This window comes from Massilia litorea (assembly GCF_015101885.1).
Taxonomy (GTDB): Bacteria; Pseudomonadota; Gammaproteobacteria; order Burkholderiales; family Burkholderiaceae_D; genus Telluria; species Telluria litorea.
Genome location: NZ_CP062941.1, coordinates 616403 through 642071, shown reverse-complemented (window position 1 = coordinate 642071; position 25669 = coordinate 616403). Strand labels below are relative to the sequence as shown.

The following is a 25669-nucleotide window of genomic DNA, read 5'->3' as shown; positions in this document are numbered from 1 at the left end:
GGCAATGTACCTCGCCGACTCGGCAGCTGATGCATATTGCGTGCCAGCAGACTATGTCTTTGATTACTCAGAGGAAAATTTCGTTGGCGAAAAATTTAGTGAGAAAATGTAAGAATTTCCGACAAAAAACACACAGACGCTTACAACTTGCACCGTATTTGTGCGTTTAAAACAACTTTTAGTCAATACAGGCAGTTTTTCAGATGGATTGCAGCCAGGGGCGTAGTCCGTCGATGGCCTCTTCTTTCGACTTCGCCTCGATCTCGATCCAGGGTGCCTGGGCATAGCAGGCCGGCATCGTATCGATCAAATCGGCGTGCTGGCGGTCGTTGAAGCCGCTGCGTCCGTTGGAGATGTGGACCAGCTGCTGCGCAGGGTCGGCCCAGGTCGCGCGCGCCTTGCGCAGCATCTCCTCGACGCTCGGATCGTCGTAACTGGGCAGGTCCTCGTGGACGATGTGGTGGTGGGCATCGAACACCATCGGCACGCCGCTTGCCATGCAAATGGCGTGGATCTCCTCGGCACTGTAGGCGTATTCGTCGTTCTCCAGGCCGAGCCGGCAGCGGATCGCGTCGGGCAGCGTCGCAATGCACCTGATCAGTGCGTCGGCCCGGTTTGCTTTGCCGCCGTGGATTTCCAGCAGCGCCCAGGACGAACGCGGCTGCTCGAGCAGATCCATGATGTCGGCGTGCATCTGCAATATCCTGATGCTGTTGGCGACGACGTCGGGCGAGTCGGAACTAAGCACCACGAACTGGTCCGGATGCATCACCAGCCGGATGCCGGCCTCGAGCGCGCGCTTGCCCGAGCGCGCCAGGCTCGGGGCCAGGGTGCGCAGGAGGTCGAGGCCTTCGGGCGTGTCGGCAAATGGAAAGATCGACGAAGGCAGGCGATACAGCGAAATGCCATTCTGCGTGCAATAGCGCAGGGCAGTGTCGAGGGTCTGCAGGTTGTCGCGGTAGATGTCTTCCAGGATCTTGTTCTGGGTATCGGCTGATTGGGCGTGCAGGCGCGTGCGCGTGACGGTACGGTAGCGGACCTCTTTTGAGACGGTAATGCAGACCAGGCCCAGATGCGGCATGTGATCCTCGCGTAAGAAGGAAAATAAAAAGTATAGGCTGAAGTCTTTGATGCCCAAATTCAGTTGAAAGCGGGGATTTACCAGCCGTGAAATAAGATAGGAATCAATGCGTAGCGCCACCACCCGCGGCTGGCAGGTGGTGGCGCTGACGGCCGTGCTGCAAACGCTTAGTTCGGCATGATTACCGAATCGATCACGTGGATGACGCCGTTGTCGGCTGCGATGTCGGTTTTGACGACGTTGGCCTTATCGACCATGACCTTGCCGGCAGGGGCGCTGACCTTGAGCGAGCTGCCTTCGACGGTCCTGACCATGCCTGGCTTGACGTCGGCTGCCATCACCGCGCCTGGGACAACGTGGTAGGTGAGAACCTTGGCCAAGGCCGCTTTGTCTTTCAGCAGTGCGTCGAGCTTGGCTTTTGGAATTTTGGCGAACGCCGCGTCGGTCGGGGCGAACACGGTAAACGGACCTGGGCCCTTGAGCGTGTCGACCAGGCCCGCGGCCTGCACGGCGGTGATCAATGTATTGAAGTTGCCGGCCGCCTTGGCGGTGTCGACGATGTCCGCGGCCTGGGTAGAACCGATTGCAAAGGCGAGTGGAAGTGCAAGCAAGATCTTCTTCATGGGGGGGCTCCTGTCGTTGACGGTCGCAGTCCAGGCTGGACTGCACATATGTAAATTATGCCAATTTGCGCCCCGTGTCCAAGCATTGACGCTATATAATTCAAAATAACAGGGACAACAGTGAGACAAAGCCATGAATATGCTGCAGAGAAGTGAGCCTGATCGCATTTTGTACCGCAGTGGCGCCGCCGCCCGGCTGGCCGGGCTGCCGGTGGAGACGCTGCGCATCTGGGAGCGCCGCTACAGCCTGTCGGACGCCGAGCGCTCGGCGCACGGCCAGCGCCTGTACTCGGCCGAGCAGGTGGCACGCCTTAGTCTTCTAAAACAGCTGGTTGACCAGGGCCATGCGATCGGCGTGCTGGCCGGCCTGGCGCGCGAACAGCTGCAGGCGATGCTGGCCGCCGGCGCCGCCGATGCGCGCGTGGCCAGCGGCCCGGTACCAGTCTTGCTGGTCGGCCCGAGCCTGGCGCGGCGGGTGGCGGCCGAGCGCCAGCCGCTGGGACTGGACGTGCGCGCCAGCTGCGCCCGCCTCGAACAGGTGGCGGGTCTGCGTGCACACAACGGCGGGCAGGTGCTCGTGGCCGAAGTGTCCGAGCTCGACGACAGCGCCATGCCGCTGCTGGCCGCCGCGCGCGAAGCGGCAGGTGTCGCGGCGACCGTCGTGCTGTACCGTTTTTGCGCCAGCGCCACGATCCGCGCCTTGCGGGCCCAGGGTTACCTGGTCGCACGCATGCCGGCCGAGCTGGGCGAGCTGGCGCTGCTGTGCCGCTCGGCCCTGGCCGGACAGCGCCTGCCGAGCCCGGAGGCGCCAGGTCCCACCGTCGCGCCGCCCCGTTTCGACGAGGAAGCGCTGGCCACCATCTCGGCCGCCGGCAACCGCCTCAGCTGCGAATGCCCGCGCCACATCACCGATATATTGCTGATGGTCGGCAGTTTCGAACGCTACAGCGCCAATTGCGCCAACCGCAATCCGGAGGATGCGCGCCTGCACTCCATGCTCGAGCGCGCGGCCGGGCAGGCGAGGGTGGTGCTGGAGGAAGCCTTGACGGCGCTGGCACTGGCCGATGGCCTGCCGCTGCCGCCGGCACGCAACTGAAACACCCCCGAAGGCGGCCGGCACTGGTAGCTGGCGGCGCTCCTTGCTATGCTGGCGGGAATATTTATAGGGAGCGCCCACAATGGCATCGTTGCAGGATCAATTCTTGAAGGCCGGGCTGGTCAACAAGAACAAGGCAAAACAAGTTCAGCAGGAAAAGAGCAAGCAGCAAAAGATCGAACGCCGCACCGGCACCGAGAGTGTCGACGAGGCGAAGCTGGCCGCTGCCGAACTGCAGCGCAAGAACGCCGAACGGGCGCGCGAACTGAACGCCCAGCGCGACGCTGCCGCCCAGCAGAAGGCGATCATGGCGCAGATCGTGCAAATGGTGCAGAAGAACCGCCAGGGCAAGGGCAATGGCGATGTCGCCTACAATTTTACGCACGGCACAAAAATCGAGCGCATTTATGTCTCGCATACGGTGCAGGAACACCTGATGGCCGGACGCCTCGTCATCGTGCGCCTGGGCGACAACACCGAGCTGGTGCCACGCGTCATTGCCGACAAGATCGCCGAGCGCGATGCTTCGCTGCTGGTGCGGGTCAAGAAGAACGAGGCTGCGCTCGAGGAAGACGATCCGTATGCGGACTTCAAGATTCCCGACGATTTGATGTGGTGACAGGCGCGACTGCGCCCGGTAGGTAAATAAAACAAACGCCACCGCAAGGGTGGCGTTTTGCTACAGAGTCCCTGTAGCGCACTCAATGGTGCATCGGCATTCCCGTTGCTGCCTGTCCCGGCTGGTCCGGCTGGTAGGCCCGTTGGCTTGCCGCGGTGTCGTGATAATCCTGGAAGCGTGCGACCTTGCCGTCGCGCAGCGTGAACACGTGCACCCAGGGACTATCGTAGCTGCGTCCGGTTTGCCGGACGAGCCAGGTCGCTTCGCCGGTAACGATGACCTTGTCGCCTTCCGCGATGAATTCCTGCGGAACGAAACGGATGGCCTGCGCGGCATCGTCGAGTGATTTGAAAAAGCGGGCAATTTCCGCCTTGCCGTTGTGGCGGCCGGAGAAGGGGATGTACTCCGACTCGGGTTCGATCCAGACCGCGTCGTCGTGATACCGCTCGAGCAGTCGCGGGATGTCGCCGTTCTGGAACATCTGGTAGCCTTCCATGATCAGCCGTTTGTTTTCTTGCGCGTCCATGACAGCCTCCTATCAAGAATCGGCCGTCCAGCGACAATCGCGCCCGCTCATGTCGCGGACGGCCATACATTGAGCCTAGTGCGCGCCGCGCGGAAGTCAAGCCGGGCCGGGCGCCCGGCACGCACTTCTTTTTTTCACTTCCAGGGAGCAAGCATGACGAATACATTCAAGGTCGGCGACAAGGTGCAATGGCATTCCTCGCAGGGAACGGTGACCGGCACCATCAAGAAGAAATTGACTGAGCCCACGGAGATCAAGGGGCACCACGTCGCCGCCTCACAAGACAATCCCGAGTACCTGGTCGTCAGCGACAAGACCGGGGCTGAGGCGGCCCACAAGCCGGACGCGCTGAGCAAGGTGTGAACAGTTCGCTGGCCTGATTGATAAATCTCAAACCTCCGCCCAACGCACCGGCGATGCGGCGCGCCGCGACTAGACTGAGACTAGTCTAAATGAGCGCCCGTGCGATCGCGCTTGCCGGGCGCGTGTCCAGTTTGGCGGAGGGAGGGAGCATGAATACATCGTGGAGAACTGGCCGTCGCGCATGGCTCGCAGCGGCGCTGGTCGCATCGGCAGCAGTGTCCGTCGCGGCAGCCGGTGGTTTGAGGGATTTCCTCGACAGCGAGAATCCTGTGAAGCGTGGCTATGCCATCGTCCCAGCCGGCGTCGTGTTGAATCTGGCGGGCAAGAATCGCCAGCTGGTCGGCCTGGGCAGCTACGTCGTCAACACGAGCGGATGTGTCGACTGCCACAGTCATCCGACCTATTCGCCCGGGGGCGACCCGTTCAAAGGCGAACCAGAACGGCTCAATGCCGAAGAATACTTGTCCGGCGGCCGACAGTTCGGGCCCGAGATCACGTCGGCCAACATCACGCCGGACAATGCAGGCAAGCCTGCGGGGCTGACGCGAAGCGAGTTCATCCAGATGATGCGCACCGGGCACAATCCCAAGGATCCGCCCGGCACCATCGTTCAGGTCATGCCCTGGCCGGTCTTTGGCAAAAAGACCGAGCTGGAGCTGATCGCCGTGTATGAATACCTGCGTGCGATCCCTTCCTTGCCCGACAATACCCATCCAGGGCCCTGATCGAACCGAATACAGGGAAGCACACGGCAACAACAAGAACGCCAACCTGCAAAGGTTGGCGTTTTTGCGTCGCTATTCCCGGCGCTGCGCTGATACTCGCCCAGCAGGATTGTCCGGTGGTAAGCTAATCATGTTGTCACTTCCACCTGAAGGAACCTTATGAAACCGCTGTTCTCCTCCGACGAAGAAGCGAACGCAGCATCCACGGCGCCAACCGTCCCTGCCGCGCCGGCGCCCGCCTTTCCGCCCTTGTCGACTCCTGCCGGCACGTCGGACCTGCTGCCTGCCGCGCGTCCGGAGGCCAGCGTCGCCCCATTGCCGCGCGTCGATATTTCCGGCATCGATGACAAGGCCATCGAGTCCCTGGGCGGCTCCACCGGCGCGGGCGTGGCCAAGGTATCGGCCAAGCTGCTGGGCACCGTGCGTGCTTCGGATGCGGATGTGTTCGGCACGCAGCTGAACGAACTGATCGCCACCTCCAAGGGCCTGGACCCGGCCAAGCTGCGTTCGGGCGGCCTGCTGTCGCGCGTCACGAACATGTTCGGCTCGGTCAAGGAAAAGATGCTGTCGCAGTACCAGGTGGTCGAATCGCGCATGGACACCCTGGTCGGCGAGATGACGCGGCATGCGAACGTGCACCGGAATCGCATCCAGGACTTCGACGAGATGTACAAGGGCCTGGAGATGTACTACCAGGGCCTGGATGCCGACGTCAAAAAGGGCGAAGCCTGGGCCGACAAGCTGCGGCAGGCGGTCGCGCAGCAGGCCGCGCCGGCCAACGCCTTCGAGGCGCAGCAGGCGACCGAGCTCAAGCGCCGTCTCGAGCGTCTCGAAAAACGCATCGACGACCTGAAGCGCGCCATGCTGATGGCCACGCAGATGGTGCCGCAGATCCGCCTGTCGCAGGACAATGCTAGAGCGCTGACGGACACGTTTACCGATATCGTCAACGTGTCGATTCCGGCCTGGCGCAACGTGTTCTCGCTCTACCTGCTGCAACTGGAAGCCAAGCAGAGCGCCGCGGTCGCGAATGCCGCCTACGACGCCACCGACGCGGCTTTCCGCGCCCAGGCCGACATGCTGCTGGAAAATACGGAGACGGTGGCCCGCGCCAAGCAGCGTTCCCTGGTCAGCCTGGAGACCGCCCAGCACGTCCAGGCGCAACTGGTGACCGCGTTCGACAAGCTCGAGCAAATCTCGCAGGAAGGCCAGCAACGCCGCAAGGACGAGCTGCCGAAACTGCAGGAGCTGGAGCGCGAGCTGATTGCCCGCTTTTCGAGCACCGGGGCACCATCGGCTTGAGCATTGCTCCAGGTACGCATTCCAGCGAAAATACCATTTTCACCATAAAGGACAGTCCATGGCGACGACCCTCGAAACCGGCCATCGCATCAACCTCGAAAAAGCCGCTCCGGGCCTGAAGCGTGTTCGTATCGGCCTCGGCTGGAAGGTCAACGCGGCCGAAGGCCAGGCATTCGACCTCGACTCGTCGGTGTTCCTGTGCAGGAAAAACGCGAGCGACGATCCGGTCATGATCAGCAACGCCCACTTCGTCTATTACAACCACACGACGTCGCCCGATGGCGCGGTCGTGCACTCCGGAGATAATCGCACCGGCGACAAGGATGGCGACGACGAAGTCATCACCGTCGACCTGGCCAGGGTCGACGCCGAGGTCGTGGAGATGCCGATCGTGGTGACCATCCACGAGGCCGAAGCGCGCAAGCAGACCTTCGGCCGAGTCACCGATGCCTATGTCAGGGTGTACAACGACGAGACGAATGAGGTGATCGCGGAATACGACCTGGACGAAGACTACTCGGACAAGACCGCACTGCAGTTCGGCTCGCTGTACCGCAGGGATGGCGAATGGCGCTTCCAGGCCGTCGGCGCCGGTTTTAAACTGAACCTGGCGACGTTTATCCGCAAGCTGGGCGGCACCGTCTGAGACCGGCCATGCCGCGCGACCGATGACGCCCAAGGCATTCGATTTCGGCGGCGAGCCCGAGCCTGCCCCCGATCCGGCCGTGCCGCGGGCGTTCGACTTCGGCGACACGCAAGACGCTGCCGCGCCGCCGGCCTCCGCCGGCCCTCCCAAGGCCTTGTCGTTCGACGACCTGCCGCCGGCGCCGGCAAGGTCCAGCCTCACCGCGAAAACCCCGGCCAAAGCCTTATTTGAGAGCGAGGACCATCCGGCCGTGCGCGACGCCCTCGAGATCGCCAGGGCCGACCATCCTGCACTGTTCGCGCAGTCGGAGGGGCGCCTGGCCGCATTGTTCCGCCGCATCCTGCCGGTGAAGCTGGCGCTGGTGACGCAGTGGGGAGAGGAGCCCTTGATGGAGCAGGCCGCGCTGCTCCAGCCGATCACCGAACTGGTCCTGAAGTTTGCGGAAATGGGCGTGCCCGCGTTGCTGGAGGCGGCGCTGGAGAGCAGCAGGGCGCCAGCGGGCATGTTCGATAAACTGTTTCGCCGCCCGGCCTCGCCTGCCGAGTTCAAGCCGGCTCTGACGGCAAGTCGCGCGCAACTCCTGCAGCTCATGGCCGACAGCGAACTTGCCATGCGCAAGCTGGACGAGTCGGCGCGCAACCTGGGCTTGCACGGCCTGGTGCTGGCGGTGGTGTCGACGCTTGCCAGCGGCGCGCCCGAGGCGACGCTGGATGCGCTCGTGCAGCGCCGGACGCTGATTCAGCAGGCGGTTCGCCAGGCGGAGCTGTCGATGCTGCAGATGGAGCAGGTACGCCGGCAGGCCGCCGACCTGATCGGGCAGGTGTCGTCGTTCCTGACGGTGACCTTGCCCGCGCTCGAGATGGCGCAGGCGCAGGGCGGAAAGCAGGGATAGCGGGCATAAACAAAAAAAACGCCACCCGAGGTGGCGTCTCTGCTTTACTGCGGCGTCTTGCGGCCGCGCCTGGATGCCATTAATCCCGCGCCGCCGGCGACCAGCAGCAGCCAGGTGGCCGGCACCGGCACGTCGGTGGGCGGCGGCGGATTCTCTTCCCCAACCGTGCCTTGCACACCGACAGTGAAGCCGTTCCAATACTCATTGGTCAGGCTGCGCCAGGTCAGCGTGTCGAATGCACCGGTGAAGCGGATGGTGCCGTGCGGCTCGCCGCTGCCGATCAGCCGGTATTCGGTGTTGCCGCCGCCGAGGTCGACCACCTGCTTGGTCACGCTGCCGCAGCCCCAGTAGCCGCAGCTGTTGTCACCGGGAGCGGGAGCGCCGAGGCCGCCGCCGAAACTGAGGATGTCGAAATCCTGGTTCAGGAAGGCATAGCCATTGCCGTTCAGGCTGACAAAAGCGAAGACCGGATTGACGATCGACTGCGTGAAGGTCAGCGTCTGGGGGCCTGCGAACTGGAGGGCGATGATGTCGGTGCCGGTCGGCGGATTGTCGACCTGGGCGCTGGTGTATGGCGAGTTCCCGACAGGAGTACGTGGAATCCAGTAATCGTTGCCGCCGCTTGGCTGGTAGAAGCCGACGCCCGCCGCATTGGTATAGGTGACGCCGACGGTCGTGGTCGAGGTCGTGATGGTGCCTTGGGCGCTGAAACCGGTACCAGGGTCGGTGTCGGTCCCGGTCCAGTTGGTCCAGTAGATGGGGGCCGCGTTGGCCGCGGTTGCGGCCACCAGCAAGGTCAGGGCGGGAATGGCGCGAAACAGAAGTGCAGGACGACGTTGTGTGGTCATGATTGCTCCCTCGTAGTTTTCGACAGCCGAAGTAATCTTCGGTATGAAAATGGGAGCAACCTTCATGCCAGTTGGATAAATGCTTGATTATTAAAGAGGGCAGCGACGCGGAAAACGGCTGAGCGTCAAGTCTGTCGACAGCTCGCGCCTTGCACCCGTTTCGAACAGGATACGAGCGTGCCGATGCGGAAATAGCAACGCTACCCGGACGTGAGTAGTACAGCGCTTCACCGGTTTAATTGAAAAGCCCGACACAGGAGCGTGCTGTTAAACTTTGCAATCGCCTTCAGATCCCACCCGCAGGAGTACACAAATCCTAGCTTACTTAGTCACAGCGGCATGGCGTATGCCAAGGCTGGCGCTCACAGCCGTCCTATTGGCGCTGGCAGCCTTGGCCGGCACCATGACCTACACCGGTTTTCTTGTCGTCGGGGTGTTGGCCGATCATCTCGGCACTAGTCGCGCCATGGCGGGACTGCTGCTTGGCGTTTTGTTTGCAAGAATCCCCTGGTTTAGCAAAGGGAAGTTGCGCACTGTCGGTCTATTACCCAAACCTGCCCGTCGACCAGTCATCGTGAGCCTGCTCGCACTGTGCTTGCTGAGCTTTCTGTCGCAAGCCGAATACCTGTCCGCCCTGGTGATCGGTTTCGCTACCGCTTTTCTGCTTTCCTACCCCTGGCTGAGGCGGGCCATGTTCGGTCGCCTGAAATCGTCCATCTTCAAATTTGCTGCGGGCCGGAATCCTCCATCACGAACCGATGAGGGCAAGGTGATTGATGTTGAATTCAGGGAAAAGAAAAACTGAGGGTCGAATCGACGAGTGGACGTTGCGGCTGGGTGAATTGCTAGGCAGATGGCAAGCCGCCAAGAAAAGGACGGATTGCCGCCGCGACCTGGTCTGCTCCGCTGTAATGAACGGCATGGCCCCAGCGCGGAATCACGACTGGGGGCGCTGCGCGAAGCAGCCTGGCGGCTTCGTTGAGCCAGGATTGGGGAGCGATGGCGTCGTGTTCGCCGCGTATCAGCATGACTGGTGACGCGATGTCCGGCAGCTTCGCTTCGATGGGATAAGCCAGCATGTCATGGAACTCCGGGACGAACCGGCTACCCATGCGCAGATAATCCTTGATCACCTGCGGGACCAGCGATGGGCGTTCAAAGATTCCGCCCATGGCGAAGCGGCCAACTTGCTGCAATGTGCTGCGTGCTGCCGGATCGGGTACCGGAGCGATCAGGACCAGCCGGCCGATCCGTCCGGGATGGCGAAGTGCGGCCTCGACGGCAACCTGGCAGCCCATGGAGTGCGCAACCAGGCAGGCCTTTGCGATGCCGGTGCAATCCATCCAGTCGATCAATGCTTGCGCGAGTCCGGGGATGTCAGGCTGGACTTCAGGTGTGTCGCTCAGGCCATGTCCTGGAAGGTCGGGTACGTAGACGTCGAATTCCGTGGCCAGCCGTTGTGCCGCTGGAATGAAATAGGCGCCGGACACGCCCAGGCCGTGGATCATGACTGCCGGTAGCGTCCCCAGGCGGGCAGCGCCGGTGGCAACGCGGGCATGCATGTGTTGGCCGTTGACCTCCCATCGAAGGCTTTGCAATTCGCGGATCTGGCCATGCTGCATCTGGCGCTGGCGATGATGTCGGCTACGGGTGCGGTGCAGCGCCAGCGCGGCACCCGCGCCAAGCAGGGCATAAAGAGGCCATCGCCAATGAATCGTGTTTGTCATGTTTGCCCCGTCCAGTCACCTGGCCAATCATAGCAAGCTGGTGAGTAAGCCAAGGCACAAAACAAAAACGCCACCCGAAGGTGGCGTTTTTGTTTGCATCGTTGCCAATGCTGAATTCTTGGTGGCCCGGGGCGGAATCGAACCACCGACACAAGGATTTTCAATCCTCTGCTCTACCAACTGAGCTACCAGGCCAAGAGAGGCATGATTATAGCCAGCCGCTCGCGGCTCTGCAAGTCCCCGTTGCAACTTTCTTCGGCGGGGGCGCCGGCCGGCCTCGCCGGTTGCACCTGAGGTGCGCACTGCGCATGCCGCTATAATGCCAGGCATGACGACCCCAACTTCCTCCTCCGTTTCCATCCGAAGCGACGTCTGCATCGTCGGCAATGGCGCCATCGCCAAGACGGCGGCACTCGGCTTCGCCCAGGCCGGGCACAGCGTCACGCTGCTGGTTCCGGCCGCCAACGCGCAGAACGAAGCCGTCACCGGCGGCGAACGCCCGTGGGACGTGCGCGTCTATGCGCTGAACCACACGGCGCGCGACCTGCTGGCCTCATTAAAAGTGTGGGATGCGCTCGATGCGGGCCGCGTGGCGCCGGTCGATGCGATGGCGGTCAACGGCGACGGCAAGAACGGCGGCAGCCTGGGATTCGACGCCTTTGGCGCCCATACCGGCGCGCTGGCCTGGATCGTCGAGGACAGCAATTTGAATAGCGCGCTCGACGCCGCCCTGAAATTCGCGCACAAGGTCGAGATCGTCAAAGGCTGCGGCACGCGCCTGAGCTGCGGTCCCGAGGGAGCAGCCGTGGAGCTGGAAGACGGGCGCCGCATCGATGCGAAACTGGTAATCGGCGCCGACGGCCGCGATTCCTGGGTGCGCGGGCAGTGCGACATCGGCATCGACTACCGCTCTTATCACCAGAAGGCGATCGTCACCAATTTTTCCTGCGAAAAGCCGCATCACGGCGTCGCCCACCAGTGGTTTACCTGCAGCGACGGCATCATCGCGCTGCTGCCGCTGCCGGGCAACCGGGTCTCGCTCGTCTGGTCGGCGCCGGAAACCCTGGCCGCCACCCTGATGGACGAGTCGATGGGCGAACTGGCCGTGCGCCTGTGCGAATATGCGGACGCGCCGCTCGGTGCTTTGCGCCCGCTGCAGCCGGAATCGTTCAAGGCGGTGCCGCTGGCGCTGGTGCGTCCCCATGCCCTGACGGCACCGCACGTCGCCCTGATCGGCGACGCTGCGCATGCGGTGCATCCGCTGGCCGGACATGGCATGAACCTGGGCTTCGGCGACATTGTCGACCTGCTGCGCGTGATCGGCGAGCGCGAGGAACACCGGGCGATCGGCGACGAGCGCGTGCTGGCGCGTTATGCGCGGGCGCGCAAGGAAGATGTGTTGCTCATGCAACTGGCGACCGACGGACTGGAGCGTTTATTCGGCGCCAACCTGGAACCCTTGCGCATTGCACGCAATTTGGGATTAAACTTGCTCGACAAGTTGCCCTTCATAAAGCGTCGCCTGATGGCGCACGCCATCGGACAGTAAAACCTTAAGGAACAAGATAGTGATGTTGAAAACCAAGATCGCCGTGCTGGCGGCGACGGGCCTGATGGCGTCGTGCGTGGGTGCCGAGAATACGACGGAAGCGAACATCCGCAAGAACATCGAGCCGCGCCTGGGCGGCGCCAAGATCGACTCGATCACGGAAACGCCCTACAGCGGCCTGTACGAACTGCGCATCGGTTCCGACATCCTGTACGCGGACAAGAAGGGCGAATTCCTGTTCATCGGCCAGGTGTACGAGGCGAAAAGCTCGAAGAACCTGACCAAGGCCAGGGTCGACGACCTCACCAAGATCAAGTTCTCCGACCTGCCCTTCGCCTCCGCGCTGAAGCAGGTGAAGGGCGACGGCAAGCGCACGATCGCCGTGTTCGAAGACCCGAACTGCGGCTACTGCAAGCGCCTGCGCCAGACCACGCTCAAGGAACTCGACAACGTCACCATCTACACCTTCATGTACAACATCCTGTCCGAGGATTCGTTCGTGAAGTCGAAGAACATCTGGTGCGCGCCGAACCGGGTCAAGGCCTGGGACGACTGGATGGTCAACGGCAAGCTGCCGCCGGCGGCGCCTTCCAGCTGCGAGACCCCGAACGAGAAAATCGTCGAACTGGGCCACAAGCTCAATATCCAGGGCACCCCGGCGATCTTCTTCACCGACGGCACCCGCATCCCGGGCGCGGTCGACCTGCCGGCGCTGGAAGCGAAGCTGAACTCGATCAAATAAATGGTCCAGCTGAACGTCAACGGGCGCGACACGCAGGTCGATGCCGACCCGTCCACGCCCATCCTGTGGGCGCTGCGCGACAACCTGAACCTGACCGGCACCAAGTTCGGCTGCGGCGCCGCCCTGTGCGGCGCCTGCACCGTGCACCTGGACGGCGCGCCGATCCGCTCCTGCATCACGCCGGTCGCCAGCGCCGTGGGCCACAAGCTCACGACCATCGAGGCGATGAGTGCCGATGCCGTCGGCAAGGCCGTGCAGGCGGCCTGGATCCGCCACGACGTGCCGCAGTGCGGCTACTGCCAGAGCGGCCAGGTGATGAGCGCCACCGCGCTGCTGCGGACCAATCAGGCGCCGACCGATGCCGACATCGACAACGCCATGAGCGGCAATATCTGCCGCTGCGGCACCTACCAGCGCATCCGCGCCGCGATCAAGGATGCGGCTACCACGCTGGCATAAGGGCGCTTCCGCATGAATCCCGTCGGCATCCTGCTGGCGGCTGGACGTGGACGCCGCTTCGATCCTGAAGGCCTGCGCAACAAGCTGCTGCAGCCGCTCGCCGGCGGCGAGCCGATGGTCGTCGCCAGCGCCCGCAATCTACTTTCTGTTTTATCGCGTGTGATCGCCGTCGTGCCGCCGCAGGACGGCGGCGTGGCCGCGGCCTTGCGTGCGCCTGGCTGCGAGGTCGTGCTCTGCGAAGAGGCCGACAGCGGCATGGCCGCCTCGCTGGTCACCGCGATCGCGCATTCGCTGCCGCAGGCCGACGCCTGGCTGGTGGCGCTGGGCGACATGCCGTATGTGGCGCCGGCGACGCTGCGCGCCCTGCTCGCCGCGCTGGAGGAGGGCGCGGACATCGCCGCACCCGTGTTCGAAGGGCGGCGTGGCAATCCGGTCGCCTTCGGCGCGCGTCACTTGCCGGCCCTCCTGGCGCTGGAGGGCGAGCATGGCGCGCGCGCCTTGCTGAAATCCGCGCCCGTGGTGGAAGTGGCGGTGGACGATCCGGGCATCCTGCGCGACATCGACACCCCGGGCGACCTGGCATGAAGGCGTTTGCCTCCGCGTTGTAAGCGGTGGCGAATCCGTTACACTAGCGGAAATCAGCCCGTCCTTACGTGATCATGAAAAAAACAGCCCAGAAAAAACAGAGCGCCATCCACTACACCATCGTCCCGAAAGACCTGGCGGGCCACCTGTTCAACGTCACCGTCACCGTGCCGGCGCCCAGCCCCGAAGGGCAGACATTCGCGCTGCCGGCCTGGATCCCGGGCAGCTACATGATCCGCGAGTTCGCGCGCAACATCGTGCGCATCCGCGCCGAATCGAATGGTGCAACGGTGCCGCTCACGAAGCTCGACAAGCATGCCTGGCAGGCGGCACCGAGCGATGGTCCGCTGACGCTGCACTACGAAGTCTATGCCTGGGACCTGTCGGTGCGCGCCGCCCACCTCGACCAGACCCACGGCTTCTTCAACGGCACCAGCGTCTTCCTGCGCGTCATCGGCCAGGAAGAGGGCGCACACGAAGTCGACATCCAGCGCCCGGGCGACCCGGCCACGAAGACCTGGCGCGTCGCCACTGCGATGAAGGAACTCGGCGCGAAGCGCTACGGCTTCGGGACCTATGTCGCCGCCAACTACGACGAACTGATCGACCATCCGGTCGAGATGGGCGACTTTGCCCTCAGCACCTTCAAGGCGCACGGCATCCCGCACGACATCGTCATCACCGGCCGCGTGCCGAACCTGGACATGGGCCGCCTGCAGGCCGACCTGAAGGCGATTTGCGAAGCGCAGATCGCCCTGTTCGAGCCAGGCACGAAAAAGGCGCCGGTCGACCGCTATGTCTTCATGACGATGGCCGTCGGCGACGGTTACGGGGGCCTCGAACACCGCGCCTCGACCGCCCTGATCTGCGCCCGCGCCGATTTGCCGAGCACCGCATCGCCGCAGACGGGCGAGCCGAACGAGGGCTACCTGAAATTCCTCGGCCTGTGCAGCCACGAGTACTTCCACACCTGGAACGTCAAGCGCATCAAGCCGGCCGTGTTCGCGCCCTACGACCTGCAGGTCGAGAACTACACGCCGCTGCTGTGGCTCTTCGAGGGATTCACCAGTTACTACGACGACCTGATGCTGGTACGCGCCGGGATCATCAAGGAAGCGACCTATCTGAAGCTGCTCGGGAAAACCATCGGCAGTGTGCTGCGCGGCAGCGGGCGCACCAAGCAAAGTGTGGCCGATTCGAGTTTCGACGCCTGGAGCAAGTACTACCGCCAGGACGAGAATTCGCCGAACGCGATCATCAGTTATTACAGCAAGGGATCGCTGATCGCGCTCGCGTTCGACCTGACCATCCGCGCCAAAACGGCCGGCGCGAAAACGCTGGACGACGTCATGCGCGCGCTGTGGGAACGCTTTGGCCGCGATTTCTATGCGGGCGTCGGGCGCGGCGTGACGGAGAGCGAAGTCGAGGCGCTGTTCGATGAGGTCAGCGGCCTGAAACTGCGCAACCTGTTCGACAAATTCGTGCGCGGCACGGACGACCTGCCGCTGGTGAAACTGTTCGCGCCCTTCGGCATCAAGCTGCTCGACGAGCGCAAGAGCGGCAAGCCCTCACTCGACGCGGGCATCGGCCGCGATGCCCTCGGCGCCAAGCTGACCCAGGTGCACGAGGGCGGGGCGGCGCACCAGGCCGGCCTGTCGGCGCTGGACGTCCTCATTGCGATCGACGGCTTGCGCGTGAACGGCAATCCGTCGAATGTCGACGCGCTGCTGTCGCGCTACCGCGTGGGCGACAAGCTCGCCGTGCACGCCTTCCGCCGCGACGAGCTGATGAGTTTTGACGTCACCCTTCAGGGCGAGCGCGTGCCGGGGATTACCCTGTCGCCGGCCGTCGCGGGCAAGAAGTCGGTTGCTCTTCCGCGCCCAAGCGCATTCTGATCCTTCCATGGAGAGGTTCACCTTGATAAAGCCCATCGCCGCCGCAGTCCTGGCCCTCGCTGCACTTCCCGCGCTGGCCCAGCTTCCCGCACCGTTGAAGACCGACGTCAGAACGCGCGTCGACAGCATGTACCCGTGGCTGGACACCGTCTACAAGGACCTGCATGCCCATCCGGAGATCGCCTTCCAGGAAGTGCGCACGGCGGGCAAGCTGGCCGCCGAGATGCGCAAGCTCGGCTTCGAGGTGACCGAAAAAGTCGGCAAGACCGGCATCGTCGCGGTGTATAAAAACGGGGCCGGGCCGACGGTGCTGGTGCGCACCGAGCTCGATGGCCTGCCGATGGAAGAGAAGACCGGCCTGCCTTATGCCAGCCGCGCGAAGGCGCAGAGCAACGGCGGCGAGAGCTTCGTCACCCACAGCTGCGGCCACGACATCCACATGGCCAGCTGGCTCGGCGCCGCACGTACGCTGGTGGAGCTGAAATCGCAGTGGAAGGGCACCCTGGTCTTCATCGGCCAGCCGGCCGAGGAAACCGTATCGGGCGCCAAGGCGATGCTGGACGATGGCCTGTTTAAGCGCTTCCCGAAACCGGACTACGCGTTCGCGCTGCACTCCTGGCCGCTGGCCTACGGCACGGTGGGTTACAACGCCGGCGCCGTGTCCTCGAATTCCGATGCGATCGAGATCGTCTTCAAGGGCCGCGGCGGCCATGGCTCGGCGCCGGATAAATCGCTCGATCCGATCACGATTGCGGCGCGTTTCGTGGTCGATGTGCAGACGGTGGTGAGCCGCGAGAAGGACCCGAAGGAATTCGGCGTGGTGACGATCGGCGCGATCCAGGGCGGCACGGTCGGCAACATCATTCCCGACAGCGTGCAGGTGCGCGGCACGATCCGCTCCTACAGCCCGGCGGTGCGCGCCAAGCTGTTAGAGGGCGTGCGCCGCGTCGCCAACGCCTCGGCCGCGATGGCCGGCGCCCCGGCGCCCGACGTGCAGCTGATCAGCGGCGGCGCGGCGATCGTCAACAGCGAAGCGCTGGTGACCAGGACCGAAGCCGTGTTCAAGGACGCCTTTGGCGACGCCAAGGCCCAGCGCATGCCGGCCATGACGGCGAGCGAGGATTTTTCGCAGTACGTGAACCAGGGCGTGCCCTCGATGTTCTTCTTCACCGGCGTGTACGACCCGAAGACGGTGGAAGAGGCGTCACGTGAAGGCGGCAAGCCGATTGCGTTCAATCACTCGCCGTTTTATGCGCCGGTGCCGGAGCCGTCGATCAAGACGGCGGCGCAGGCGATGAGCATGGCGGTGTTGAATGTGATGGGGCGGTAAGGGTTCGCGCATCGAAAACGTATCCGGAAAATCCGCGATAACGCGTCGGGTGTGAACGCGTTATCGCCGCGTTCACGAACCAACACCGTGCGCACGTCCGCGTGGGCATGAATGCCCACCCTACGTTACGCCGGCCATATCGATTCATTGCGGCCCGGCCAGGGACCGCAACTGAAACCGATACTGGTCGTCGAACAAGAAGGTCTCCGAATACGTCAGCGCCCGCATGTTCGCGGTCAGCAGCCTGGACGGCGGCGGCAAGCGCCCGCTGCGCCGCATCGATGCCAGCGCCACTTCCGAGGCGCTCGGGTCGCGCGAACGCTGCACGACGACATCCTGCAACTCCCCGTCTTCCCCCACCGTGATGTTGACGACGACGATCGCCGGCAGCATCGGCGGCAGGCGGCCGCTGAAGGTCTGGCCGCTGTTGGCGCGCATGACGTGATGCGCCACCTCGGCCTTGTAGGCGTCGAGCGTATGCGAGGGCGGCGGTACGGGCGCCTCGGTCTTGGGCGTGGGGAGGATGGCGGCGACGATGCGCCTGGCAGTGGAAGCGACGGGCTGGACCGTGCTGCATCCGCCCAGGGCTGCCAGTAGAAGGAGGAGAGCGGCCCGGGTGCGGATGGAAGTGAACATAATCAGTCGAATAACCGTCGAAGTTCGGCGCCAGGGTCGGAAGCACGCATGAAGGCTTCGCCCACCAGGAACGCGTGCACGTTCGCCGCGCGCATGCGCTCTACATCGCCCGGCACCATGATGCCCGACTCGGTCACCACCAGCCGCTCGCTGCCGATACGCGGCAGCAGGCCGATGGTCGTGTCGAGCGAGACCTCGAAGGTGCGCAGGTTGCGGTTGTTGATGCCGACCAGCGGCGTTTTTAATTTCAGCGCCGCGGTCAACTCATCGCCGTCATGTACTTCGACCAGCACATCCATGCCAAGTTCCTGGGCACAGGCTTCCAATTCCGCCATCAGGCCGTGATCGAGCGCGGAGACGATCAGGAGGATCGCATCGGCCCCCATCGCGCGCGCTTCGTACACTTGGTACATGTCTACAATAAAATCCTTGCGGATCACGGGCAGCTCGACGGCCGCGCGCGCCTGGCGCAGATAATCAACCGAGCCCTGGAAGAACTGTACGTCGGTCAGCACCGACAAGCAAGCAGCCCCAGCATTGGCATAGCTCTCCGCGATGTCCGCAGGACGGAAGTCCGGACGCAGCACGCCTTTCGAGGGCGAGGCTTTCTTGATTTCGGCGATCACGCCGGCGCGGCCGGCGGCGATGTTCTTGCGCAGGCTCGCTTCGAAGCCGCGGATGCCGGAACGCAGCTCGCTGTCGCCTTCCACTTCGCGGCGCAGGCTGGCCAGATCGCGGTATTTTTTGGCGGCCGCCACTTCATCGGCTTTGACCGCGAGGATTTTATTGAGGATATCGGACATACGTGAAAACTTTCAGTGTGACTTGGACAGGGCGAGCTTGACGCCGAGCCAGACGAACAGGCCGCCGGTGACGCGGTTGAGCCAGAGCGAGACGGCCGGGCTGAGCTTGATGCGTGCGCTCGCCTTCGCGGTCGTGAGCGCCAGCGCGCCGCACCAGAGCATGCCGTTGAAATTAAAAATGCAGCCGAGGACGATGAAGGCGAGTGCCTTGTTCGGCGCATCGGCGGTAATGAATTGCGGTACGAAGGCGAGGAAGAAGATCGCGACCTTCGGGTTCAGCACATTGGTCAGAAAACCCTGGGCGAAGATTTTTCGATAGGGGAGGGCCGGCAGCGCAAGCGGCGCGGCAGCCCCTTCCTGCTTTCGGCTGCGCAGCAGACCGACCGCCATGTAGAGGACATAGGCCGCGCCGACCAGCTTCACGACCGTGAACGCGGTGGCGGAAGTCGCCAGCACCGCCGACAGGCCGAGCGCCGCGGCGAAGATGTGGACCAGGGTGCCGGTCCCGATGCCCAGCGCCGCCGCGCAGCCCGCGCGCCAGCCTTGGGTGGCGCTGCGCGTCATGATCAGGAGCGAATCGGGCCCGGGCATGATGTTGAGGAGAAGTCCGGAAATGATAAACAGCGGCAGATCGTGAATCCCCAACATATGCGTGCCTTTTCTTATGTTTGAGCGCCCAGCTGGCGCGTGACGTTAACGAATTGTTCGAGCTTGGCCAAGGCCGCGCCGGATGCAATTGTCGCACGCGCTTTCGCCAAACCGTCCTCGATCGATGCGGATACCCCGGCTGCATACAAGGCCGTGCCGGCATTCAGTGCCACGATATCGGTGGCCGGTCCGGGCTCGCCGCGCAGCGCTTCCATCACGCGCACTTTCGATTCTTCGGTATTCGCCACTTTCAGGTTGCGGCTGGCGATCATCGACAGGCCGTAATCTTCCGGATGGATTTCGTATTCGCGAATCTCTCCGTTCACCAGTTCGCCGACGAGGGTGCCGGCGCCGAGCGAGACTTCGTCCATGTTGTCGCGGCCCCAGACCACCATCGCATGCTGGGCGCCGAGGCGCTGCAATACGCGCACCTGGATGCCGACCAGGTCGGGGTGGAACACGCCCATCAGGATGTTCGGCGCGCCGGCCGGATTGGTCAGCGGTCCAAGGATATTGAAGATGCTGCGCACGCCCAGCTCGCGGCGCACCGGCGCCACGTGCTTCATCGCCGCATGGTGGTTCGGCGCGAACATGAAGCCGATGCCGGTCTGCGCGATCGATTGCGCGATCTGTTCCGGCTTTAAATCGATCTGGGCGCCGAGCGCTTCGATCAGGTCGGCGCTGCCCGAGGAAGACGAGACGCTGCGCCCGCCATGCTTGGCCACGCGCGCACCGGCGGCAGCCGCCACGAACATCGACGCGCTGGAGATATTGAAGGTATTCGCGCCGTCGCCGCCGGTGCCGACGATGTCGAGCAGGTGGGTCGTGTCGGCCATCGGCACCTTGGTCGAGAATTCGCGCATGACTTGCGCGGCGGCCGTGATCTCTCCGATGGTTTCCTTTTTGACGCGCAGGCCCATGGTCAGTGCCGCAACCATGGTCGGCGACATCTCGCCCGACATGATCTGGCGGAACAGGTGCAGCATCTCGTCGTGGAAGATCTCGCGGTGTTCGATACAGCGCAGCAGCGCCTCTTGTGGGGTGATCGGCATGGACGTTCCAGTAACAGTAGAAGTTAAGAACCGGACCTGAGCGTAGCGCCGGGGGCGCGCTGCTTAGGCGCGGCAGGGCTCAGCGGCCCTCGAGGAAGTTCTTGAACAGCGCGTGGCCGTATTCCGACAGGATCGACTCGGGGTGGAACTGCACGCCCTGGATGTCGAATTCCTTGTGGCGCACGCCCATGATTTCGCCGTCGTCGGTCCAGGCGGTCACCTCGAGGCAGGCAGGTAAAGAAGCGCGCTCGATCGCCAGCGAGTGGTAGCGGATCACGGTGAAGGGACTCGGTATGCCATGGAACACGCCGACGCCGGTGTGCGCGATCATCGAGGTCTTGCCGTGCATGACCTGCTTGGCGCGCACGATCTTGCCGCCGAAGGCTTCGCCGATCGCCTGGTGTCCGAGGCAGACGCCGAGGATCGGCAGCTTGCCCTGGAATTCCTTGATGACGTCGACCGAGACGCCCGCGTCAACCGGCGCTTTCGGGCCGGGCGAGATGCAGATGCGGTCCGGCTTCATGGCCGCGATCTCGCCGATCGTGACTTCGTCGTTGCGCACGGTGCGCACTTCTTCACCCAGCTCGCCGAAATACTGGACGATGTTGTAGGTGAAGGAATCGTAGTTGTCGATCATTAGCAGCATGACTTGATCTAACCTCTTGATTTTAAATGCAGATTTCAGATATGGCCGGTCGTCGGGTGGGAATTTACCACCGTTTTGCCACCATTTTGGTTTGCTACCCGCAGAATTAACTGGGCTATAGAGTGTGCTTAGATGACGTGGCGCCAACGCCAGTAAGGGACGGTCGACCAGCAAAATGTAGAGGATAGGGACATACGACAATCTTACACCAATATCGATGGTCGACGACGAAGCAAAGGCGTCCTCGAAAGGGAAGTGAAGCTCTTCAGATGCATGGAATTGTTTGTGGCTGTGCAATTGATTGCGAGAGCCTGTTGAACAACGCGTGGAAGGGGGCGTGACATCCAATAAGCAAAAGTCGATTGTCGCTGTTGCTGCTGCTGCCTATGCAAGCTGGCGCGCCCTTGCGCTACCGTTCGCTATGCTTGAACCTTGGATGGCTTATAGGATAACGAATGGTCGACACCTTGACTGCGGCCGAGCGCAGCCACCGCATGTCTTTGATACGCTCACGGAACACCGGGCCCGAGCTGGCCCTGCGACGCGCCCTACATGCAAAGGGACTCCGCTATCGTATCCATTTCAGAGGGCTGCCGGGCAAGCCCGACATCGTTTTCACACGGCGCCGCGTCGTCGTTTTCGTGAACGGCTGTTTCTGGCACGGTCACAAATGCCCAACCGGACACATTCCAAAATCCAATTCGGCTTTCTGGAAAAACAAGGTGGAGACCAACCGCAAGCGTGACGCCCGTAATATTCGCGCGCTACGCGCCGCCGGTTGGAAAGTAATCGTGGTTTGGGAATGCGGTTTGCGCAATCGGTTGGCGATAGGGGCTACTGCGGCGAGTGTTGCAGGGCGTATTGTCACCCGTGGATGGCCATCGCCTAAATACTAAGGAGATCCACGGATAAGGAGTTTTCAACGTAAGAGCGCCCTGCTTGCAAGAAATGGTCACAGAACTAGATTGCCTACAAGCCCGTTTAGGGAGATTTCAGGCAATAGTTGTGTCAGCAAGGAATCATACTGCCCAACCGCACCGTGCTATCTAGATAAGCGCGAACTGCTGAGGGGCTGGTGTAGCCGTGCTCAGAACACCAAGTGGTCGATGGGCTTGTTGCTCAAAGGCCACATCCATCATACCCGCATGAACGCAAGCACTCCACGTGCCGTTCTGCGCCCCACTGGTTACGCGGCATGGTCTTAAGTGCCCAAGCCCTATGCTAGGTGTCCGTAGTTGTGGCATCCAATCGTCCACGCTTCTAGTGGCACGCACGTCTCGGTCAAAGCGTGTCGCGTTGCCCGAAGACAGGAGCGCCGCCCGGCAATAAACTCCTGGCCTTCCAGTGGGAGTTACCCTACAATGTCCTACTTGCCTGTCAATCGATGCCGTAGGACCGGTGTCACCCAGCCCAGCTGCCACTTGCTGCAAAGGCTGTATGGCTATACAGTGTGCTGGGTTGCTAATGCGAGTATTTAGGAGAAAAAATGAATCACATTGAGTTGTTTGCAGGTTGCGGGGGGCTCTCGCTTGGTTTGGAATCCGCCGGGTTCGAGCTACTCATGGCGAACGAGTTGTCACCAATGGCAAGCGAAACCTTTGCATACAACTTTTTTGGCAAGGACTTGTCTGGAAAGGACGCTCAGTCATTCAGTCCTAGCCAACCTAATGCGAAGTGGTTGCGCAGCCGATACGAGCGTACGCAACTTGCGCAGCGCCTGCGCGAAGACCCTCGGGCTTATCCAAAGATGGATGAGCTTGGTTGGTCGGATATCTCAGGGCCAGAAAGCTTGAAGGGGAGCCTCGTGGTTGGGAGCATCGTCGAACTCAACCGTTTCCTTGAAAACAAACCGGAAATCGTGTCAGCGTTGAAGTCGGGATTCGGGGCAGGCGAGGTCGACCTTGTCTCAGGGGGGCCGCCATGCCAAAGCTTCAGCATGGCTGGCATGCGCGAGTACAGCAATTCGAGGAATGTGCTGCCGATGGAATTCGCGAAGTTCGTCGGGTTGGTAAATCCTAGAATGGCGTTGCTCGAGAACGTAACTGGTATCTTGCGCCCGTTTTCCGTTGACGGCGAGAAGAAGCACGCATGGTTCGAGGTTGCCAAGGCCTTCGTCGAGCAAGGTTATGTGCCTTTATGCCTGCATGTCAACGCTAAGTATGCGGGCGTCGCCCAGAATCGCCCCCGGTTCCTAATGATGCTTTTCCGGCAGAAGGATGTCTACAAACAGGTGCTTGCGTCGGTGAAGTCCGAGCAAGAGCATGACTTGCTTGCGTCGTCCGGGGAGTTTTTTAAGTTAGCCAAAAGTAACCCGTCCTTACAATATTCGCCAGAGTGCCTAACGTGTTTCGACGTTGCCAACGAACGCCACCTGCCGTTGTTTTGCAACAGCTTCCTTGCGCCGTTGGTCGCGCACGCCGGCGAAAAGGTAGCAGGGAAGAAAAAGCCTTATACCGTCACGGAGGCTATCGGTGACCTGAAAAATGAACCTGACTCCAAGTCCGGCTACTGGATGGAACTCGAAGCATCTCTAGCACCCCATATTGCCGAGCGCCCTATGGAAAACCATGACTATAGGTACAACCGCGATCGCGTCCAACGGCGGTTCAGGATTTACCAGATCCTTCAACAGATCGGGAAGCGGCGTACGCAAAAAGAGGTGCAAGCAGTATTGGCACAGGTTGCAAGTACCATCTCGGACGAATGCGCACAGGACTTATGCGCCCACCCGTTCGTCGGGGAAGATGGGGAGGAAGTTCGCTTCAACACTCACGACAAGGATGCATTGGTTGCATATCTCGCCCGGCACGACACAAAGAAGCAAACACAAAAGGCACTTGATCCTACGTCTCCAGCACCTGCAGCATTGTCGATCCCGGACGATGCATGCCATTACGAAGAACTGCGTACGCTCACCGTGCGGGAAATGGCTCGTATACAATCCTTCCCTGATAATTTCGCTTTCCGCTCGAAAGTCACGACTGGGGGGCAAATGCGCAAGTTTGAAGTTCCACAGTATACCCAAGTCGGCAATGCCGTCCCACCGTTGCTCGGCCGGGCTATCGGCCGCGTCTTTGCCGACTTGCTAGGCCGGCTTGGGAAGGCCGAGGTGCAGCATGTCAAGGATGTGTGCGCGCTGGACGCTCAGGTAGCAGAGGCTGCATAGGCTTAGCTAGCGGGGGCAAACCGTGTTTCGCCCCGCTTCGCTGCGGCCATTACTTCTGGATACTTGTGGTGCGCTGCGGCTTACCTCATCGCGGGTGTATGCGAACGTTCACCGATTCCTTTGTGTAAACAACTCGTGCCGCTGTCGGAGACGGCTTGTCCAGCTTGACTAGCGACTCTTGCAAGAGCTCAAGCCGGTATGGCTGATGTTTTAGAGCTTACATCCTAGAGACATCACGAGTCTTTCTGTAACCCCGGTGGACTTGCTCAGGAAACGAGGCAGCTTCGGTTTCTCAGTACGCACGCTCAGCATAGGACGGAGTGGGCCTGTTGCCTTCGAAGTGACGGCTGAGTTACCGGTAATTATGAGACACGGATATGTCTTGCTTTGACTTCCGGGATGACGCCGGAAACGGTGAAAAAGTTGAAATAATCATATTGATTAAGGGCAATTGCGGTTATGATGGCGATTATTTCCATCGAGAATCGCTATGCAGTTTGTCCCGCCCAACTTTTCGAAGAATGTTCTCCGCCTATTTGGCGAGCACGGCATTCCTACAGCGCTGGTCTCCCCGACTGCAACGGCACTAACGAAGAGCATCATCGATGCTACCGAGCCGTTCCGCGACTTCCTTGCAGCCGAGGGAATTCACGATTTCGCTTCACAGCCGCAAGGCGAGAAACGGACGCTCGCTGCTGAGTATGTTACAGAAAATGGTTTCGTTCCCACCACCATATCGCTCTACCGTCCCGTCACCAAAAAGGGTGACCCGCGCACTTGTTTCTATAATTTAAAAGCCTACGCACGTGCGGATGATGTTCTGGCTTTAGTGCACGTTAGTAATCGCCTTTATATCGTAAATGTTAGCGATCCTATTTTGCTCGGGTCGCTCGGGGATCCTAGCACTCCTTTGGGAAGCGTCGTTGCCGCAGCAAATAACTTCCTTTCTTCCACGGCGATAGAGCTCCTCGGGAAAATCAAAGCCATCTCGAGTCAAGGTCCCGTTAGAACGGTCCGCAGCGGGGACACAGGCGTCGGGGCGACATTGGAATACCTCCTCGGAATCGCTTCAAATAGTAAAAAAACGCCTGACTATCATGGTATCGAGATTAAGGCCAGCAGGCATAACAGGAAACGGGCGGTAGCAAAAAACAGGGTTAACTTGTTCTCGCAGGTTCCACAGTGGAATCATCCCGACAGCAAGCCTGCGCGTGAAGTGTTAATGGAATATGGTTATCCCGCGGAAGGTCGCCGACAACTGTATTGCACGGTAGACGCCATTAAACCCAACTCACAAGGTTTAATGCTCCATATTGACGCGGATGCGGGCCAACTGAAGCTGCTTCACCATGGCAGTATTACTTCCAGCAACGTTTTTTCTTGGCAACTTGCGGAGCTGCGCGCGAGACTACAGCAGAAACACCCTGAAAGTTTCTGGGTGAAGGCGGACGCGGGACTGGTTGACGGTGTCGAATGTTTTCATTATCACTCAATTGTCCACACAATCAAACCCCTCGCAGCCAACCTTAGCCCGGCAATCGCGAATGGCACGGTCACGCTGGACCTGACTATGTCACTGAGCGGTTCGCGTATCAGGGACCATGGGTACCTCTTCAAGATCTGGCCGGGGGACCTACCTATGCTATTCCCAATCTGGAAGAAATATAATCTCTAAGCCTGCTGATAGTACAATTTAAACTATTTTATGAC

Annotated in this window: 27 protein-coding genes and 1 tRNA gene; 17 read left to right on the top strand and 11 right to left on the bottom strand. The window is 61.6% G+C overall.

Features of this window, described 5'->3' with window-relative positions; all coding sequences use genetic code 11:
• Positions 1-199: 199 nt before the first annotated feature.
• Positions 200-1081 carry a UV DNA damage repair endonuclease UvsE gene (gene uvsE / locus LPB04_RS02830; protein ID WP_193687283.1) on the bottom strand — a complete coding sequence of 294 codons (882 nt, stop codon included), beginning with the start codon at positions 1079-1081 and terminating at the stop codon, positions 200-202.
• A 167-nt stretch (positions 1082-1248) separates the two neighbouring features.
• Entirely contained in the window at positions 1249-1704 is a 456-nt protein-coding gene (locus LPB04_RS02825; protein ID WP_193687282.1) for a fasciclin domain-containing protein, read from the bottom strand.
• 133 nt (positions 1705-1837) lie between these two features.
• Here LPB04_RS02825 and LPB04_RS02820 point away from each other — a divergent pair, with 133 nt between their 5' ends.
• Positions 1838-2800 carry a MerR family transcriptional regulator gene (locus LPB04_RS02820; RefSeq protein WP_193687281.1) on the top strand — a complete coding sequence of 321 codons (963 nt, stop codon included), beginning with the start codon at positions 1838-1840 and terminating at the stop codon, positions 2798-2800.
• Between the two features lie 82 nt (positions 2801-2882).
• A complete protein-coding gene (locus tag LPB04_RS02815; protein WP_193687280.1) occupies positions 2883-3419 on the top strand; it encodes a DUF2058 domain-containing protein in 537 nt (178 codons plus the stop codon).
• 82 nt (positions 3420-3501) lie between these two features.
• On the opposite strand, the gene LPB04_RS02810 is transcribed toward LPB04_RS02815, so the two are convergent.
• On the bottom strand, positions 3502-3945 hold the full coding sequence (locus LPB04_RS02810; RefSeq protein WP_193687279.1) for a nuclear transport factor 2 family protein: 444 nt from the start codon (positions 3943-3945) through the stop codon (positions 3502-3504).
• Between the two features lie 153 nt (positions 3946-4098).
• Here LPB04_RS02810 and LPB04_RS02805 point away from each other — a divergent pair, with 153 nt between their 5' ends.
• From LPB04_RS02805 to LPB04_RS02785, 5 genes are all read left to right on the top strand, one after another.
• Entirely contained in the window at positions 4099-4308 is a 210-nt protein-coding gene (locus LPB04_RS02805) for a hypervirulence associated TUDOR domain-containing protein (protein ID WP_193687278.1), read from the top strand.
• Between the two features lie 149 nt (positions 4309-4457).
• Positions 4458-5033, top strand: coding sequence for a cytochrome C (locus tag LPB04_RS02800; RefSeq protein ID WP_193687277.1), 576 nt, complete (start codon positions 4458-4460; stop codon positions 5031-5033).
• A 159-nt stretch (positions 5034-5192) separates the two neighbouring features.
• Positions 5193-6335, top strand: a complete 1143-nt coding sequence (locus LPB04_RS02795; protein WP_193687276.1) for a toxic anion resistance protein — start codon at positions 5193-5195, stop codon at positions 6333-6335.
• A gap of 58 nt (positions 6336-6393) precedes the next feature.
• The gene (locus LPB04_RS02790; RefSeq protein WP_193687275.1) at positions 6394-6981 is read left to right on the top strand and encodes a TerD family protein; all 588 of its coding nucleotides are present in this window, start codon (positions 6394-6396) and stop codon (positions 6979-6981) included.
• Between the two features lie 22 nt (positions 6982-7003).
• Positions 7004-7873, top strand: coding sequence for a hypothetical protein (locus tag LPB04_RS02785; protein ID WP_193687274.1), 870 nt, complete (start codon positions 7004-7006; stop codon positions 7871-7873).
• A 44-nt stretch (positions 7874-7917) separates the two neighbouring features.
• On the opposite strand, the gene LPB04_RS02780 is transcribed toward LPB04_RS02785, so the two are convergent.
• The gene (locus LPB04_RS02780; protein WP_193687273.1) at positions 7918-8721 is read right to left on the bottom strand and encodes a PEP-CTERM sorting domain-containing protein; all 804 of its coding nucleotides are present in this window, start codon (positions 8719-8721) and stop codon (positions 7918-7920) included.
• A gap of 403 nt (positions 8722-9124) precedes the next feature.
• On the opposite strand from LPB04_RS02780, the gene LPB04_RS02775 reads away from it, so the two are divergent.
• Positions 9125-9526, top strand: a complete 402-nt coding sequence (locus tag LPB04_RS02775) for an FxsA family protein (RefSeq protein ID WP_193687272.1) — start codon at positions 9125-9127, stop codon at positions 9524-9526.
• Between the two features lie 40 nt (positions 9527-9566).
• Here LPB04_RS02775 and LPB04_RS02770 read toward each other — a convergent pair whose 3' ends face one another.
• Positions 9567-10448, bottom strand: coding sequence for an alpha/beta fold hydrolase (locus tag LPB04_RS02770; protein ID WP_193687271.1), 882 nt, complete (start codon positions 10446-10448; stop codon positions 9567-9569).
• Between the two features lie 119 nt (positions 10449-10567).
• Positions 10568-10643: transfer RNA gene (locus tag LPB04_RS02765), tRNA-Phe, on the bottom strand.
• 133 nt (positions 10644-10776) lie between these two features.
• On the opposite strand from LPB04_RS02765, the gene LPB04_RS02760 reads away from it, so the two are divergent.
• The 6 genes from LPB04_RS02760 to LPB04_RS02735 all read left to right on the top strand — a co-directional run bounded on the left by LPB04_RS02760 (position 10777) and on the right by LPB04_RS02735 (position 17008).
• A complete protein-coding gene (locus LPB04_RS02760) occupies positions 10777-11997 on the top strand; it encodes an FAD-dependent monooxygenase (protein ID WP_193687270.1) in 1221 nt (406 codons plus the stop codon).
• Between the two features lie 22 nt (positions 11998-12019).
• Positions 12020-12739: a DsbC family protein gene (locus LPB04_RS02755; RefSeq protein WP_193687269.1), complete on the top strand. Its 720-nt coding sequence runs from the start codon at positions 12020-12022 to the stop codon at positions 12737-12739.
• Positions 12740-13198, top strand: a complete 459-nt coding sequence (locus tag LPB04_RS02750; protein ID WP_193687268.1) for a (2Fe-2S)-binding protein — start codon at positions 12740-12742, stop codon at positions 13196-13198.
• Positions 13199-13210: 12 nt separating this feature from the next.
• The gene (locus LPB04_RS02745) at positions 13211-13783 is read left to right on the top strand and encodes a nucleotidyltransferase family protein (RefSeq protein ID WP_193687267.1); all 573 of its coding nucleotides are present in this window, start codon (positions 13211-13213) and stop codon (positions 13781-13783) included.
• Between the two features lie 74 nt (positions 13784-13857).
• Entirely contained in the window at positions 13858-15678 is a 1821-nt protein-coding gene (locus LPB04_RS02740) for a M61 family metallopeptidase (protein WP_193687266.1), read from the top strand.
• A gap of 7 nt (positions 15679-15685) precedes the next feature.
• Positions 15686-17008, top strand: a complete 1323-nt coding sequence (locus LPB04_RS02735; RefSeq protein WP_193687265.1) for an amidohydrolase — start codon at positions 15686-15688, stop codon at positions 17006-17008.
• A gap of 144 nt (positions 17009-17152) precedes the next feature.
• Here the strand turns inward: LPB04_RS02735 and LPB04_RS02730 are convergent, their stop codons facing one another.
• The 5 genes from LPB04_RS02730 to LPB04_RS02710 all read right to left on the bottom strand — a co-directional run bounded on the left by LPB04_RS02730 (position 17153) and on the right by LPB04_RS02710 (position 20793).
• Positions 17153-17644, bottom strand: a complete 492-nt coding sequence (locus LPB04_RS02730) for an energy transducer TonB (RefSeq protein WP_193687264.1) — start codon at positions 17642-17644, stop codon at positions 17153-17155.
• 2 nt (positions 17645-17646) lie between these two features.
• On the bottom strand, positions 17647-18447 hold the full coding sequence (trpC, locus tag LPB04_RS02725) for an indole-3-glycerol phosphate synthase TrpC (protein ID WP_193687263.1): 801 nt from the start codon (positions 18445-18447) through the stop codon (positions 17647-17649).
• A gap of 12 nt (positions 18448-18459) precedes the next feature.
• Positions 18460-19095, bottom strand: coding sequence for a LysE family translocator (locus LPB04_RS02720; protein WP_193687262.1), 636 nt, complete (start codon positions 19093-19095; stop codon positions 18460-18462).
• 14 nt (positions 19096-19109) lie between these two features.
• Positions 19110-20147, bottom strand: coding sequence for an anthranilate phosphoribosyltransferase (gene trpD, locus LPB04_RS02715; protein ID WP_193687261.1), 1038 nt, complete (start codon positions 20145-20147; stop codon positions 19110-19112).
• A 79-nt stretch (positions 20148-20226) separates the two neighbouring features.
• Positions 20227-20793 carry an anthranilate synthase component II gene (locus LPB04_RS02710; RefSeq protein WP_193687260.1) on the bottom strand — a complete coding sequence of 189 codons (567 nt, stop codon included), beginning with the start codon at positions 20791-20793 and terminating at the stop codon, positions 20227-20229.
• A gap of 455 nt (positions 20794-21248) precedes the next feature.
• On the opposite strand from LPB04_RS02710, the gene LPB04_RS02705 reads away from it, so the two are divergent.
• The 3 genes from LPB04_RS02705 to LPB04_RS02695 all read left to right on the top strand — a co-directional run bounded on the left by LPB04_RS02705 (position 21249) and on the right by LPB04_RS02695 (position 25634).
• Positions 21249-21689, top strand: a complete 441-nt coding sequence (locus LPB04_RS02705; RefSeq protein WP_193687259.1) for a very short patch repair endonuclease — start codon at positions 21249-21251, stop codon at positions 21687-21689.
• Between the two features lie 590 nt (positions 21690-22279).
• Positions 22280-23959: a DNA cytosine methyltransferase gene (locus LPB04_RS02700; RefSeq protein WP_193687258.1), complete on the top strand. Its 1680-nt coding sequence runs from the start codon at positions 22280-22282 to the stop codon at positions 23957-23959.
• Positions 23960-24449: 490 nt separating this feature from the next.
• A complete protein-coding gene (locus LPB04_RS02695; protein WP_193687257.1) occupies positions 24450-25634 on the top strand; it encodes an MvaI/BcnI family restriction endonuclease in 1185 nt (394 codons plus the stop codon).
• Positions 25635-25669 lie beyond the last annotated feature (35 nt).

Bases quoted from the DNA above. Each gene is read 5' to 3' on its own strand.
- uvsE (WP_193687283.1), bottom strand. From the start codon at position 1,081: ATGCCGCATCTGGGCCTGGTCTGCATTACCGTCTCAAAAGAGGTCCGC.
- LPB04_RS02825 (WP_193687282.1), bottom strand. From the start codon at position 1,704: ATGAAGAAGATCTTGCTTGCACTTCCACTCGCCTTTGCAATCGGTTCT.
- LPB04_RS02820 (WP_193687281.1), top strand. From the start codon at position 1,838: ATGAATATGCTGCAGAGAAGTGAGCCTGATCGCATTTTGTACCGCAGT.
- LPB04_RS02815 (WP_193687280.1), top strand. From the start codon at position 2,883: ATGGCATCGTTGCAGGATCAATTCTTGAAGGCCGGGCTGGTCAACAAG.
- LPB04_RS02810 (WP_193687279.1), bottom strand. From the start codon at position 3,945: ATGGACGCGCAAGAAAACAAACGGCTGATCATGGAAGGCTACCAGATG.
- LPB04_RS02805 (WP_193687278.1), top strand. From the start codon at position 4,099: ATGACGAATACATTCAAGGTCGGCGACAAGGTGCAATGGCATTCCTCG.
- LPB04_RS02800 (WP_193687277.1), top strand. From the start codon at position 4,458: ATGAATACATCGTGGAGAACTGGCCGTCGCGCATGGCTCGCAGCGGCG.
- LPB04_RS02795 (WP_193687276.1), top strand. From the start codon at position 5,193: ATGAAACCGCTGTTCTCCTCCGACGAAGAAGCGAACGCAGCATCCACG.
- LPB04_RS02790 (WP_193687275.1), top strand. From the start codon at position 6,394: ATGGCGACGACCCTCGAAACCGGCCATCGCATCAACCTCGAAAAAGCC.
- LPB04_RS02785 (WP_193687274.1), top strand. From the start codon at position 7,004: ATGACGCCCAAGGCATTCGATTTCGGCGGCGAGCCCGAGCCTGCCCCC.
- LPB04_RS02780 (WP_193687273.1), bottom strand. From the start codon at position 8,721: ATGACCACACAACGTCGTCCTGCACTTCTGTTTCGCGCCATTCCCGCC.
- LPB04_RS02775 (WP_193687272.1), top strand. From the start codon at position 9,125: ATGACCTACACCGGTTTTCTTGTCGTCGGGGTGTTGGCCGATCATCTC.
- LPB04_RS02770 (WP_193687271.1), bottom strand. From the start codon at position 10,448: ATGACAAACACGATTCATTGGCGATGGCCTCTTTATGCCCTGCTTGGC.
- LPB04_RS02760 (WP_193687270.1), top strand. From the start codon at position 10,777: ATGACGACCCCAACTTCCTCCTCCGTTTCCATCCGAAGCGACGTCTGC.
- LPB04_RS02755 (WP_193687269.1), top strand. From the start codon at position 12,020: ATGTTGAAAACCAAGATCGCCGTGCTGGCGGCGACGGGCCTGATGGCG.
- LPB04_RS02750 (WP_193687268.1), top strand. From the start codon at position 12,740: ATGGTCCAGCTGAACGTCAACGGGCGCGACACGCAGGTCGATGCCGAC.
- LPB04_RS02745 (WP_193687267.1), top strand. From the start codon at position 13,211: ATGAATCCCGTCGGCATCCTGCTGGCGGCTGGACGTGGACGCCGCTTC.
- LPB04_RS02740 (WP_193687266.1), top strand. From the start codon at position 13,858: ATGAAAAAAACAGCCCAGAAAAAACAGAGCGCCATCCACTACACCATC.
- LPB04_RS02735 (WP_193687265.1), top strand. From the start codon at position 15,686: ATGGAGAGGTTCACCTTGATAAAGCCCATCGCCGCCGCAGTCCTGGCC.
- LPB04_RS02730 (WP_193687264.1), bottom strand. From the start codon at position 17,644: ATGTTCACTTCCATCCGCACCCGGGCCGCTCTCCTCCTTCTACTGGCA.
- trpC (WP_193687263.1), bottom strand. From the start codon at position 18,447: ATGTCCGATATCCTCAATAAAATCCTCGCGGTCAAAGCCGATGAAGTG.
- LPB04_RS02720 (WP_193687262.1), bottom strand. From the start codon at position 19,095: ATGTTGGGGATTCACGATCTGCCGCTGTTTATCATTTCCGGACTTCTC.
- trpD (WP_193687261.1), bottom strand. From the start codon at position 20,147: ATGCCGATCACCCCACAAGAGGCGCTGCTGCGCTGTATCGAACACCGC.
- LPB04_RS02710 (WP_193687260.1), bottom strand. From the start codon at position 20,793: ATGCTGCTAATGATCGACAACTACGATTCCTTCACCTACAACATCGTC.
- LPB04_RS02705 (WP_193687259.1), top strand. From the start codon at position 21,249: ATGGTCGACACCTTGACTGCGGCCGAGCGCAGCCACCGCATGTCTTTG.
- LPB04_RS02700 (WP_193687258.1), top strand. From the start codon at position 22,280: ATGAATCACATTGAGTTGTTTGCAGGTTGCGGGGGGCTCTCGCTTGGT.
- LPB04_RS02695 (WP_193687257.1), top strand. From the start codon at position 24,450: ATGCAGTTTGTCCCGCCCAACTTTTCGAAGAATGTTCTCCGCCTATTT.